This is a genomic window from Cellulosimicrobium sp. KWT-B (assembly GCF_002127155.1).
Taxonomy (GTDB): domain Bacteria; phylum Actinomycetota; class Actinomycetes; order Actinomycetales; family Cellulomonadaceae; genus Cellulosimicrobium; species Cellulosimicrobium funkei.
The window spans coordinates 1-12,795 of the sequence record NZ_NEDO01000006.1; the positions used below are offsets into that span (position 1 = coordinate 1).

General features: G+C 74.4%; 11 protein-coding genes. All 11 read right to left on the bottom strand.

The features are described from left to right. Positions 1–548: 548 nt before the first annotated feature. Positions 549–1,808, bottom strand: a complete 1,260-nt coding sequence (gene tyrS, locus B9L22_RS16910) for a tyrosine--tRNA ligase (protein ID WP_086151256.1) — start codon at positions 1,806–1,808, stop codon at positions 549–551. A gap of 162 nt (positions 1,809–1,970) precedes the next feature. Then, positions 1,971–2,690, bottom strand: coding sequence for a DNA-3-methyladenine glycosylase (locus B9L22_RS16915; protein ID WP_086151257.1), 720 nt, complete (start codon positions 2,688–2,690; stop codon positions 1,971–1,973). A gap of 61 nt (positions 2,691–2,751) precedes the next feature. Further along, positions 2,752–3,426 (bottom strand): uridine kinase, encoded by a 675-nt coding sequence (locus B9L22_RS16920; RefSeq protein ID WP_198947333.1) that lies wholly within the window; start codon positions 3,424–3,426, stop codon positions 2,752–2,754. 46 nt (positions 3,427–3,472) lie between these two features. Beyond that, entirely contained in the window at positions 3,473–4,927 is a 1,455-nt protein-coding gene (gene argH / locus B9L22_RS16925) for an argininosuccinate lyase (protein WP_086151258.1), read from the bottom strand. After that, on the bottom strand, positions 4,924–6,153 hold the full coding sequence (locus B9L22_RS16930) for an argininosuccinate synthase (RefSeq protein ID WP_086151259.1): 1,230 nt from the start codon (positions 6,151–6,153) through the stop codon (positions 4,924–4,926). The genes argH and B9L22_RS16930 overlap by 4 nt, the downstream gene beginning before the upstream one ends. An 87-nt stretch (positions 6,154–6,240) precedes the next feature. Further along, entirely contained in the window at positions 6,241–6,777 is a 537-nt protein-coding gene (locus tag B9L22_RS16935) for an arginine repressor (protein ID WP_043655538.1), read from the bottom strand. Next, a complete protein-coding gene (gene argF / locus B9L22_RS16940; protein WP_043655535.1) occupies positions 6,774–7,709 on the bottom strand; it encodes an ornithine carbamoyltransferase in 936 nt (311 codons plus the stop codon). The genes B9L22_RS16935 and argF overlap by 4 nt, the downstream gene beginning before the upstream one ends. Next, positions 7,709–9,022 (bottom strand): acetylornithine transaminase, encoded by a 1,314-nt coding sequence (locus B9L22_RS16945; protein ID WP_233140224.1) that lies wholly within the window; start codon positions 9,020–9,022, stop codon positions 7,709–7,711. Before B9L22_RS16945 ends, argF begins: the two co-directional genes overlap by 1 nt. A gap of 50 nt (positions 9,023–9,072) precedes the next feature. Beyond that, positions 9,073–10,059 (bottom strand): acetylglutamate kinase, encoded by a 987-nt coding sequence (gene argB, locus B9L22_RS16950; protein WP_043655532.1) that lies wholly within the window; start codon positions 10,057–10,059, stop codon positions 9,073–9,075. Further along, the gene (argJ, locus tag B9L22_RS16955; RefSeq protein WP_086151260.1) at positions 10,056–11,267 is read right to left on the bottom strand and encodes a bifunctional glutamate N-acetyltransferase/amino-acid acetyltransferase ArgJ; all 1,212 of its coding nucleotides are present in this window, start codon (positions 11,265–11,267) and stop codon (positions 10,056–10,058) included. Before argJ ends, argB begins: the two co-directional genes overlap by 4 nt. Beyond that, the gene (argC, locus tag B9L22_RS16960) at positions 11,264–12,358 is read right to left on the bottom strand and encodes an N-acetyl-gamma-glutamyl-phosphate reductase (protein ID WP_086151374.1); all 1,095 of its coding nucleotides are present in this window, start codon (positions 12,356–12,358) and stop codon (positions 11,264–11,266) included. Before argC ends, argJ begins: the two co-directional genes overlap by 4 nt. Positions 12,359–12,795 lie beyond the last annotated feature (437 nt).

Sequence of the window (12,795 nt, forward strand, 5' to 3'; positions counted from 1 at the left end):
GGGTTCACAAAACTGGCATCAACACGAAAGATGACATCATCTTCCGAAATCAACCAAAGGAATCCCAGACACAACCAACCCAACCACCCGACGGGCAACCAGGCCAGCCATGCCACAGGGACAAAAATTTGGCATTGACTAACAAGCACACTGTTGAGTTCTCAAACAACCGACACACACCAACTCAGCACCACCCGACCGGGCAGAACCTCGCTTGGGGCAACTTCTCTAATCTACCAGATCCTCGGTGTCCCTTCCAACTCGGTGTTCCGAGCTCGGAGGGCCGGCCGTGGAGCCAGCAGCCTCGAACATCCTCAGGGCGCGCGAAGCACCCTGTCGATCTTCGAGGGGACCGCCCGGGGGACCAGCCACCGTCTCGGATGATCGAGACCCGGTGTCCGTTCCTCCCTGCCGGGCGAACGTCGAGAACACTACACGCGCTCCGCGGGAGTGCCAAATCCGCTCCGTGCCGCCCTCGCGGGACCCGACGCAGGAGGGGCCGGCACCGCTCGACGCGGCCCGGCCCCTCCTGTCCCTCGCCCTCCGGATCAGCCGGCGACGGCGACCCCGAGCGTCTTCTTGCCCCGGCGCAGCAGCGCGAACCGTCCGTGCAGCAGGTCGTCCGCCGCGAGCGTCGCGTCCTCACCGGTGACCTTGACGTTGTTGACGTACGCGCCGCCCTCCGCGACCGCCCGGCGTGCCGCCCCCTTCGACGCGACGAGGCCCGACGCCACCAAGAGGTCGACGACCGGGTCGCCGACCTGCGCCGTCGCGCGCGGCAGCTCGGCGACCGCCGCCTCGAGCGTGCGCTCGTCGAGGCCGTCGAGCTCGCCACGCCCGAAGAGCGCCTGGCTCGCCGCGATGACCGCGTCGGTCGCCGCCGCCCCGTGCACGAGCGTCGTCACGTCGGCGGCGAGCGTGCGCTGCGCCTCCCGTGCCCCCGGCCGCTCCCGGACCGCGGCCTCGAGCTCCGCGATCTCCTCGCGCGAGCGGAAGGTGAAGATCTTCAGGAACCGCACGACGTCGTCGTCCGCCGCGTTGAGCCAGAACTGGTAGAACGCGTACGGGCTCATCATGTCGGCGTCGAGCCAGACCGCACCGCCCTCGGTCTTGCCGAACTTCGTGCCGTCGGCCTTCGTGATGAGCGGCGTCGTCATGACGTGTACCGACGCGCCCTCCGTCCGACGGATGAGGTCGACGCCCGAGAGCAGGTTGCCCCACTGGTCGTTCCCGCCCGTCTGCAGCGTGACCCCGTGGCGCAGGTACAGCTCGTGGAAGTCGATGCCCTGGAGGATCTGGTAGCTGAACTCCGTGAAGCTGATGCCCTCGTCCGAGCTCAGGCGGCGCGCCACCGTGTCCTTGGCGAGCATCGTGCCGAGGCGGTAGTGCTTGCCCACGTCGCGCAGGAAGTCGATCGCCGACATCTCCGAGATCCAGTCGAGATTGTTGACGACGCGCGCCGCGTTCTCCCCCTCGAAGTCCAGGAAGCGCGAGACCTGGCCGCGCAGGCGCTCGGTCCAGTCGGCGACCGTCTCCTTCGAGTTGAGCACCCGCTCCCCCGACTGGCGCGGGTCGCCGATCATGCCCGTCGCGCCGCCCACGAGCGCGATCGGCCGGTGGCCGGCGAGCTGGAGGTGGCGCAGCAGGAGGAGCTGGACCAGGTGCCCGTGGTGCAGGCTCGGCGCCGTCGGGTCGAAGCCGCAGTAATAGGTGATCGGGCCCTCGGCCAGCGCGGCGCGCAGCGCGGCCTCGTCGGTGGACTGCGCCACCAGGCCCCGCCATTGCAGCTCGTCGAGAACGTCGCTCACTTCTGCTCCTTCGTCGAGTGCCCGCCGTGCGGGCACGAGGGTGCGGCCCCGTCCGGGCCGCGGGTCCTAGTCTGCCGTGCCGGACGCCGTCGCCCCGCCACCGCCCATGTCGCGGGCGGCGCCGGGCCGTGACGCCGCGGGTCGACCGCCGACCGCCCCGGCTCAGCGGGACCGCGCGCTCACGCGGCGGTAGGCGGACACCGTCGGGTCCCCCGCGAGCCAGTAGCGCCAGGGGAACAGCTCGCCGTCCCCGCCGTCGCCCGACACGCCCACGCGCGGTCCCGTGGCGATCGGCGGCCGGTGCGGCCCGTCCGTCGCCCGGTGCAGCACGAGATCGCCGTCCGGGTCCGTCAGCTCCGCGCCGTAGTGGCGCAGGTCGAGGTCGAGCGCGACCGCGAGACGCGCCGGGCCGCGCGCGATCTGACGGTCCGAGTCGCACCGGCCCGCGGCGACCCGGCGGGACCGGGCGAGCCCGACGCCGTCGGTCACCTCCCCGGCCCTCAGCAGGACGGCGGACGCGCGGCCCACCGGCCCGCACACGACGTTGACGCAGTGGTGCAGACCCAGGTGGCGGTAGACGTAGAGGCGGCCCGGCTCGCCGAACATGGCACGGTTGCGCTCCGTGCGCCCGCGGAACGCGTGGGAGCCCGGGTCGCGCTCGCCGTCGTACGCCTCGACCTCGGTGATCCGCAGCGTGACGTCGCCGTCGGCGCTGCGCCGCGTGAGCAGGGCGCCCAGGAGGTCGCGCGCGACCTCGTGCACGTCACGCGCGTACCAGCCGCGCGCCGGGGCGTCCCACGGCCCGACGACGCGCCCGCCCCCGGCCTCGCTCGTCCCCGTCGGCGCATCCGCCGCAGCGTCCGTCGCAGTGCTCGTCACCATGTCTGCCGCACTGTCCGTCCAGGCCTCCGCCGGCATGCCACCACCTCCCGTCCCGGGCAATCTACGCCTCGCCGCCCACGCCCGTGCGGGGCGCGGTCGGGTCCGGGCCGGGCGCCGTCCGCCCCGTGCGTACGAGGCGTCCCCACCCGTCGAGGACGACGTCCGCGCGCTCGCGCGTGGCGTTGCGGCGGTAGTGCTCGCGCTCCGCGGCCATCCACGCGAGCCAGTGGTCGCGCTGGTCCTCGCCGTCCCGGTCGAGACCGCGCCGGAGCCGGACGTCGTCCGGCGCCTCGACCCACACGCGCAGCGCCGCGACCTCGTCGGCCTCGCGCCGCCCCGCCCCGCAGCCCTCGACCACGAGGTACGGCGCGGCCGGGACGTCGTGCCACTCGGCGAAGCGGTCGAGGTGCCAGTCGTACCGGCGGTACCGCCCGGCACGGCCCGCGGCGAGCGGCGTCAGCACCCACGCGTCGAGCCGCGCCCAGGCGGGCTCGAGCCCGCGCCAGCCCTCGTAGAGGTCGTCCATGTGGAGCACCTGGGCGGGCAGCGCGTCCCCGAGCTGGGCGGCGAGCGTCGTCTTGCCCGAGCCCGCGGGCCCGTCCACCACGACGAGGCGCGTGCCCGACGCCGTCCGCTCCCCCGCGGCGACCGCGCCCGGGCCGGGCGGGCCGAGGCGCGGGACGGCGTCGCGCACCCGGCGGACGAGCTTGGCGAGGACGTCCGGACCGACGCTCACGCCCGCGCCGCCGGGCACGCGTGCCGCACCACGAGCCGGGGCACCGTCAGTCCTGGGCCCAGAAGCGGTACTCGGCCGAGCGCTCCTTCGCGGCCTCGAGCTGCTCGGCGACCCGCACCGGGGCGGTGCCGCCCACGGCGTCGCGCGACGCGAGCGAGCCCTCGACGCTCAGCACGTCGCGCACGCCCGGCGTGAGGTGCTCGGAGATGGACGCGAGGTCGTCGTCCGAGAGGTCCCACAGCTCGATGCCGCGCTCCTCGCACGCGCGCACGCACGCCCCCGCGACCTCGTGCGCGACGCGGAACGGCACGCCCTCGCGCACGAGCCACTCGGCGACGTCCGTCGCGAGCGAGAACCCCTGCGGCGCGAGCGACGCCATCCGGTCGGTGTCGAACTCGAGGGTCGCGACCATGCCGGAGAACGCGGGCAGGAGCACCTCGAGCGTGTCGACCTGGTCGAACACCGGCTCCTTGTCCTCCTGGAGGTCGCGGTTGTACGCGAGCGGCAGGCCCTTGAGCGTCGCGAGCAGGCCCGTCAGGTCGCCGATGAGGCGGCCCGCCTTGCCGCGCGCGAGCTCGGCGACGTCGGGGTTCTTCTTCTGCGGCATGATGCTCGACCCCGTGGAGTAGGAGTCGTGCAGGCGCACGAAGCCGAACTCCTTCGTCGCCCAGAGGACGACCTCCTCCGCGAGGCGCGAGAGGTCGACCCCGAGCATCGCGGCGACGAACGCGAACTCGGCGACGACGTCGCGCGACGCGGTGCCGTCGATCGAGTTCTCGACCGGGCCGTCGAACCCGAGCTCGGCGGCGACCGCCGCCGGGTCCAGGCCCAGCGACGAGCCCGCGAGCGCCCCCGACCCGTACGGCGAGCGCGCGGCGCGCACGTCCCAGTCGATGAGCCGGTCGACGTCGCGCAGCAGCGGCCACGCGTGGGCGAGCAGGTGGTGCGCGAGGAGCACCGGCTGGGCGTGCTGGAGGTGCGTGCGGCCGGGCATGGCCGCGCCCGGGTGCGCGGCGGCCTGCTCGATCAGCGCGTCGACGACGTCGAGCACGAGGCGCGCGATCGTGCGCGCCTCGTCGCGCAGGTACATGCGCGTGAGCGTCGCGATCTGGTCGTTGCGCGACCGGCCCGCGCGGAGCTTGCCCCCGAGCTCGGGCCCGGCCCGCTCGATGAGCCCGCGCTCCAGCGCGGTGTGCACGTCCTCGTCGTCGTCGGCCGCGACGAACGCGCCCGACGCGACGTCCTCGCGCAGGCGCTCGAGCGCGGCGAGCATGCCGTCGAGCTCGTCGTCGTCGAGCAGGCCGGCCGCGTGCAGGACCTTCGCGTGGGCCTTCGAGCCCGCGACGTCCTGGCCCGCGAGGCGCCAGTCGAAGTGCGTGGACTTGCTCAGCGCGGCCAGCGCGTCGGCGGGGCCGCCCGCGAACCGGCCGCCCCACAGGCTGACGCGCGCCGTCTCGGTCGGCTCGACGGCGGTGCCGTCCTGGTCGTCGTGCGTGCTCACAGCGCTCCCGTCCCGAGGTCCACACCGTTGCCGAACTTCTCGTCGCGCGCGGCGGCGAGCTTCGCGGTGAGACCGTAGATCTCGATGAATCCCTTGGCCTGCGACTGGTCGAACGAGTCGCCCTCGTCGTACGTCGCGAGGTTGAAGTCGTAGAGGCTCGCGTCCGAGCGCCGGCCCGTGACGGTCGCGCGCCCGCCGTGCAGCACGAGGCGCACGTCGCCGGACACGTAGCGCTGGGTGTCGTCGACGAACACGTCGAGCGAGCGCTTGAGCGGGCTGAACCACATGCCGTCGTAGACGAGCTCGGTCCAGCGCTGCTCGACGCCGCGCTTGAAGCGGGCCTGCTCGCGCTCGAGCGTGACGTTCTCGAGCTCCTGGTGCGCGGCGATGAGGGCGATCGCGCCCGGCGCCTCGTAGACCTCGCGCGACTTGATGCCCACCAGCCGGTCCTCGACGATGTCGATCCGCCCGACGCCCTGGGCGCCCGCGCGGCGGTTCATCTCCTGGATCGCCTGCAGCGGGGTCACCGCGACGCCGTCGAGCGCGGCCGGGACGCCCTGCTCGAACGTCACGACGACCTCGTCCGCGACGGGCGGGAACGTGGGGTCGTCGGTGTAGTTGTAGACGTCCTTGGTCGGCGCGTTCCAGATGTCCTCGAGGAAGCCGGTCTCGACCGCGCGCCCCCACACGTTCTGGTCGATCGAGAACGGGTTGTGCTTCGTCGTGGCGATGGGCAGCGCGTGCTTCTCCGCGTACTCGATGGCCTTCTCACGCGTCAGCGCGAGGTCGCGCACGGGGGCGATCGTCTTGAGCTCGGGCGCGAGGGACGTCGTCGCGACCTCGAAGCGCACCTGGTCGTTGCCCTTGCCCGTGCACCCGTGCGCGACGGTCGTCGCGCCGAACTGGCGCGCCGCGCGCACGAGGTGCTTGACGATGACGGGGCGCGACAGCGCCGAGACGAGCGGGTACCGGTCGAGGTACAGGGCGTTCGCGCGCAGCGCGGGCATGCAGTACTCCGCCGCGAACTCGTCGCGCGCGTCGGCGACGTACGCCTCGACGGCGCCGCAGTCCAGGGCACGCTGCCGGATGACCTCGAGGTCCTCCCCGCCCTGGCCGACGTCGACCGCGACGGCGACGACCTCGGCGCCCGTGGCCTCGGCGATCCAGCCGATGGCCACCGACGTGTCCAGGCCGCCCGAGTAGGCGAGCACGACGCGTTCAGTCATGACGGTCTCTTTCTGTGACGTGCGGGTGGGGTCCGGGGTCCAGTCTCGCAGGGCGCTGCGGCCGCGCGGGGCGTGGGCCGACGGCGGTCAGTCCGGCGTGCCGGGGACGGGCCCGCCGTGGGGTCCGGAGAGCTCGAGGAAGCGCCGGGCGAGGTCCGCACCGCCGTCGGGGTCGCGCGCGATGACGAGGATCGTGTCGTCGCCCGCGATGCAGCCGAGCACGTGCGGGAGCACGGAGTGGTCGATCGCCGACGCGAGGTAGTTCGCGGCGCCGGGGGGCGTGCGCAGCACGACGAGGTTCGCGGACGCCTCGGCGGACACGAGCATCTCCGAGCACAGGCGCGCGAGCCGGGCCGCGAGGTACTCGGGCGACTCCGCGGTCTGCACGCTGCGGTCCCCGCCCTCCCCCGGCACCGCGTAGACGAGCGCGCCCGAGGCGCCGCGCACCTTCTCCGCGCGCAGTTCGATGAGGTCGCGCGAGAGCGTCGCCTGCGTCACCGACAGGCCCTCGCGCTCGAGCTCGCGCGCGAGCTCCGCCTGGGAGTGGATCTCGGTGCGGCGCACGATCTCGGCGATGCGCGCGTGGCGCGCCGTCTTCGTCGTCGCCGTGCGGGCCTCGGTCACGACCGCTCCAGGAGGAACGTGAGCAGCGCCTTCTGCGCGTGCAGCCGGTTCTCCGCCTCGTCCCACACCGCCGAGCGGGGGCCGTCGATCACCTCGGCGGTGATCTCCTTGCCCCGGTACGCGGGCAGGCAGTGCAGCACGATGGCGTCGGGCTGCGCGTGCGCGAGGAGCTCGTCGTTCACCTGGTACGGCACGAAGGGCAGGGCGCGGTCCTCGGCCTCCGCCTCGTCGCCCATGGACACCCACGTGTCGGTCGCGACGACGTCCGCCCCCGCGACGGCCTCGACCGGGTCGGACGTGACGAGCACCGAGCCGCCGGTCTCGGCCGCGATCCGCTCGGCGTCGGCCACGAAGACCGGGTGCGGCGGGTACCCGTCCGGCGTGCCGACCCGCACGTGCAGGCCCGCGGTCGCGCCGCCGAGCAGGTAGGAGTGCGCCATGTTGTTCGCGCCGTCGCCGACGTACGCGAGCGTCTGGCCCGCGAGCGCCCCCGTCCCGCCGCGGAGCTGGGCGATCGTCAGGAGGTCCGCGAGGATCTGGCACGGGTGGAAGTCGTCGGTGAGCGCGTTGACGACCGGGACCCGGCTGATCGCCGCCATCTCCTCGATCCGGTCCTGGCCGAACGTGCGCCACACGATCGCGGACGCCTGCCGGTCGAGGACGCGCGTGACGTCCGCGACGGACTCGCGCACCCCGACCTGGGCGAGCCGGCCGTCCACGACGACCGGGAAGCCGCCGAGCTCGGCGATGCCCGTCGCGAACGAGAGCTGCGTGCGCAGCGTCGGCTTGTCGAACAGGACGGCGACGCCCTGCGGTCCGGCGAGCGGCTGGCGGAACGTGCGGTCGTCGCGGAACGCGAGGCCGATCTCGAGGACCTGACGCTGCTCGGCGGGCGTGAGGTCGTCGTCGCGCAGGAAGTGCCGGGGGGCCATCAGGAGCTCCTCGTCGTGGGGTCGGTCGTGGGGGCGGACGTGGTGCTCGTCGTGGGGGCGGTGGGTGCGCCGGCCGGGGCGGCGGCGTCGGGGACCGCGACCGCGGCGAAGAACGCGACGACGTCGCGCGCCTGGTCGGGCGTGAGGACGAGCGGCGGCGCGAGCCGGATCGCGTCGGGCGCGACGGCGTTGACGACGAAGCCCGCGTCGAGCGCCGTGCGCGCGACGTCGGCCGCGACGGGCCGCGTGAGCTGCACGGCGAGCAGGAGCCCGCGGCCCCGCACGCCCGCGACGAGCGGGTTCCCGGCCCCGGCGATGCCCTCGCGCAGGAGCGCCCCGACGGCCCGCACGTTCTCGAGGAGCCCGTCGCGCTCGATCACCCCGAGCGTCGCGAGCGCCGCCGCGGCCGCGACGGGGTTGCCGCCGAACGTCGTCCCGTGCTGGCCGCGGCCGAGCAGCGTCGCCGCCCGCTCGCCGTACGCGACCACCGCGCCGACGGGGAACCCGCCGCCGAGGCCCTTGGCGAGCGTGACGACGTCGGGCACGACGCCGCCGCCCACCTCCGGCTGCTGGTAGGCGAACCACGAGCCGGTGCGCCCGACGCCGGTCTGCACCTCGTCGAGGACGAGCAGCGCACCGTGGCGCGCGGTGAGCTCGCGCGCGGCGACGAGGTAGCCCGGCGAGAGCGCGCGCACGCCCGCCTCGCCCTGCACGGGCTCGACGACGAGCGCGGCGACCTCGCCGCGGGCCGCCACCGCCGCGGGCGAGAAGGCCTCCTCGAGCGCGGCGACGTCGTCGAACGCGACGAACTCGACGCCGCCCGGGAGCGGCTCGAACGGCTCGCGGTACGCGGCCTTCGAGGTCAGCGCGAGCGCGCCCATCGTCCGCCCGTGGAAGCCGCCCTGGAGCGCGAGGACCCGCGTCCGACCCGTCCGGCGCGTCATCTTGAACGCCGCCTCGTTCGCCTCGGTGCCCGAGTTCGTGAAGAACACGCGCGACCCCTCGGGCGCCTCCGCGAGCGCGAGCAGGCGCTCGGCGAGCGCGATCTGCGTCGGGGTGCCGAAGAAGTTCGACACGTGCCCGAGCGTGCCGAGCTGGGCCGAGACCGCCGCCGTGAGCGTCGGGTGGGCATGGCCGAGCGCGTTGACCGCGATGCCCGCGAGCAGGTCGAGGTACCGCTTCCCGTCGGCGTCCCACACGTACGCGCCCTCGCCGCGCACCAGGACGCGCTGCGGCGGGCCGAACGTGTCCATGACCGCGTGGGCGTAGCGGTCGGTCCACTGCGCGACGGAACCGTCGGCCGGGGCCGTCACGGTGGTCGTCGGTGCGGGCGCGGGCGCGCCCGTCGGGTGGTCGAGCGCGTTCACGCGGCCCCTCCGGCGGTCGTGGTGAGCACGGGCGCCGGCGCGCCCGCGGCGTCGGGGACGACCATCGTCCCGTTGCCCTGGGTGGTGAAGACCTCGAGCAGCGTCGAGTGCGGCACGCGGCCGTCGATGACCGTCGCCGCGGGGACCCCGCCCTCGACGGCGCGCAGGCACGCCTCCATCTTGGGGACCATGCCCGCCGAGAGCGACGGCAGGAGCGCCGCGAGCTCCGAGCGCGTGATCTGCGCGACGAGCGAGCCGCGGTCCGGCCACGACGTGTACAGGCCCTCGACGTCGGTCAGGACGACGAGCTTCTTCGCGCCGAGCGCGACCGCGAGCGCCGCGGCGGCGGTGTCCGCGTTGACGTTGAGCACCTGGGTCGGGTCCTCGAGGTCGGGGGCGATGGTCGACACGACGGGGATGCGGCCGGCGTCGAGCAGGTCCTGGACCGCGGACGGGTGCACCTCGACGACGTCGCCGACGAGCCCGACGTCGACCGGCTCGCCGTCGACGGTCGCGTGCCGGCGCTGGGCCTGCAGCAGGCCGCCGTCCTCGCCCGAGAGCCCGACGGCGTACGGGCCGTGCGCGTTGATGAGGCCGACGAGCTCGCGCGAGACCTGTCCGGTGAGGACCATGCGCACGACGTCCATCGCCTCCGGCGTCGTGACGCGCAGGCCCCCGCGGAACTCGGACTCGATGCCGAGCCGGTCGAGCATCGCGGAGATCTGCGGGCCCCCGCCGTGCACGACGACCGGGCGCAGCCCGACGCGGCGCAGGAACACCATGTCCTCGGCGAACGCGGCCTTGAGCGTGTCGTCGACCATGGCGTTGCCGCCGTACTTGACGACGACGAGCGCGCCGGCGAACTCCTCGAGCCACGGCAGGGCCTCGACGAGCACCTCGGCCTTCTGCTCGGGGCGCAGGTCGGTGCGGGTGTCGAACGCGGCGTCGTCCGGGTGGGGCGTGGGCGTGGTGGGGGCGCTCATGAGGAGTACGCGCTGTTCTCGTGGACGTAGTCGTGCGTGAGGTCGTTGGTCCAGACGGTCGCGCTCGCGGAGCCGGCGTGCAGGTCGATCTCGACGCGCACCTCGCGCTCGGCCGCGAGGTCGACGAGCTCGCGGGGCTCGCCCACTCCCCCGGCCCGGCAGACCTGGACGCCGTTGACCGTCACGTCGAGCAAGAGCGCGTCGAACGGCGCGACGTCCTCGGGGACGGTCCCGACGGCAGACACGATGCGGCCCCAGTTCGGGTCGTTGCCGAAGATCGCGGCCTTGAACAGGTTGGACCGTGTCACGGCGCGCGCGACGGCGACCGCGGCGTCCTCGCTGGACGCGTTGACAACTGTGACGGCGACGTCGTGGCTCGCGCCCTCGGCGTCGGCGACGAGCTGGCGCGCGAGCGACCCGCACGCCTCCGTGACGGCGTCGGTGAGCGCGTCGAGACCGACCTCGACCCCGGACGCGCCCGAGGCGAGCAGGATCACGGTGTCGTTCGTCGACATGCAGCCGTCGGAGTCGACGCGGTCGAACGTCGTGCGGATCGCGGCCCGCAGCGCGGCGTCGGCCGTCGCGGCGTCGACGACGGCGTCCGTCGTCAGCACGCACAGCATGGTCGCGAGACCCGGCGCGAGCATGCCCGCCCCCTTCGCCATGCCGCCCACGGACCACGTCGCGGCACCGTCCGTCGCGGTGGCGTCCGTGACCTCGCGGACCACGGCGACCGTCTTCGGCACGGTGTCCGTCGTCATGATCGCGAGCGCGGCGTCGCCGCCGCCGTCGACCGCGGCGACCGGGTCCGCGAGCGCCGCCGCGGCGGCGTCGACGCCCGCGAGGAGCGCGTCCATGGGCAGCCGCACGCCGATGAGACCCGTCGAGCAGACGAGCACGTCGCCCGCCGACGTCGCGAGCACGTCGGCGACGTGCTCCGCCGTCCGGTGCGTGTCGGCGAAGCCCTCCGGCCCGGTGCACGCGTTCGCGCCGCCCGAGTTGAGCACGACGGCCGTCGCACGCCCGTCGCGCACGGCCTGGCGCGTCCAGGCGACCGGCGCCGCGAACACCCGGTTCGTCGTGAGGACGGCCGCGGCGACGTCGAGCGGCCCGTCGTTGACGACGAGCGCGACGTCGCGAGCGCCGGTGGACTTGAGCCCGGCGGCGACGCCGGCGGCCCGGAAGCCCTGCGGGGTGGTGACGGTCACGGGGCGACCCCCTCGGTCGTGAGGCCCGCCGTCTGCGGCAGGCCGAGCGCGATGTTCATGGACTGCACCGCGGCGCCCGCGGTGCCCTTGACGAGGTTGTCGATCGCCGTGACGGTGACGACGCGGCCCGCCGCGTGGTCGACCGCGACCTGGACGAGCGCGGTGTTCGCGCCGAGGGTCATCGCCGTCGTCGGCCACTGCCCCGCGGGCAGCACGCGGACGAACGGCTCGCCGACGTACGCGTCCTCCCAGGCCTGGCGGACGCGCGCGTCGAGCGCCGCGGGGTCGAGGCGCGCGGCGTCGTCGGACAGGCGCGCCGTCACCGTGGCGAGGATGCCGCGCGACATGGGCACGAGCGTGGGCGTGAAGGAGATGCTCACGGCCGGGGCCCCCGCGGCCCGCAGGTTCTGCGCGATCTCCGGGATGTGCCGGTGCGACCCGCCGACGGCGTACGGCTGCGCCGACCCGAGCGCCTCGGACGCAAGCAGGTGCGTCTTGAGCGACCTGCCGGCGCCCGAGTACCCGTTGGCGAGCACCGCGACCAGGTCCGTGCTCTCGACGAGCCCGGCGGCGACGCCCGGCTGGATGCCGAGCGTGACGGCCGTGACGTTGCACCCGGGGACGGCCACGCGCCGCGCCCCGGCGAGCCGCTCGCGCTGCCGGGTCTCGGTCGCCGCGGCGCCCGGCGCGTGCGTGAGCAGGAGCTCCGGCAGCCCGTACGGCCACGTGCCCGCGTGCTCGGAGCCGTAGAACGCCGACCAGTCCGCGGCGGACTCGAGCCGGTGGTCCGCGCCGAGGTCGAGCACGAGCACGTCGTCGGGGAGCTGCGCCGCGATCTCGCCCGAGGCACCGTGCGGCAGCGCGAGGACGACGACGTCGTGCCCCACGAGGTGCTCGACCGCCGTCGGCAGGAGCACGCGGTCGGCCAGGGATCGCAGGTGCGGCTGGTGCTCGCCGAGGAGCGTGCCCGCGTTGCTGTGCGCCGTCACGGCGCCGATCTCCACCTCGGGGTGCCCGGCGAGCAGGCGGAGCGTCTCCCCGCCCGCGTACCCGGACGCACCCGCGACCGCGACTCTGATCGTCATATGCATCACTATACATACTTATGCAACGGTCGGGCCCGAGGTCCTGCCCCACGGTACGCGGGGTCGGGTCCGTGCTCGGTGGGTCCACGGCCCGCGGAGTCGGGCCCGCGGTTCGAGATCGGTCGACGGCCCGCGGGGTCGGGTCCGCGGTTCGAGATCGGTCGACGGCCCGCGGGGCCGGGTCCGCGGTGGGGTCGGACCGTGTGCTCGGACTGGCGCACCGTCACCTCGGTCGTGCGGGCGTAGGTTCGAGGAGTGCGCCTCTGACGTCCTTCGCACACGGTCCGACCCCACCGCTCGTCCTGTCCGTCACCGCAAGACCTGCGCTCAGCTTCGGCGGTCCCGTCCGGTCGGGGCTGCCACCTCGGCGGGGAGCGTCTCCACCGAGAGGCGAGAAGTGGCCCCTTCGGGGCCCGCTCGTGGGGCCACTTCTCCCCTCCCGT

Coding starts and splice junctions, on each gene's coding strand:
- B9L22_RS16915 (WP_086151257.1), bottom strand. CDS start 2,690: ATGGTGACGAGCACTGCGACGGACGCTGCGGCGGATGCGCCGACGGGG.
- B9L22_RS16930 (WP_086151259.1), bottom strand. CDS start 6,153: ATGACTGAACGCGTCGTGCTCGCCTACTCGGGCGGCCTGGACACGTCG.
- argF (WP_043655535.1), bottom strand. CDS start 7,709: ATGGCCCCCCGGCACTTCCTGCGCGACGACGACCTCACGCCCGCCGAG.
- argC (WP_086151374.1), bottom strand. CDS start 12,358: ATGCATATGACGATCAGAGTCGCGGTCGCGGGTGCGTCCGGGTACGCG.
- argB (WP_043655532.1), bottom strand. CDS start 10,059: ATGAGCGCCCCCACCACGCCCACGCCCCACCCGGACGACGCCGCGTTC.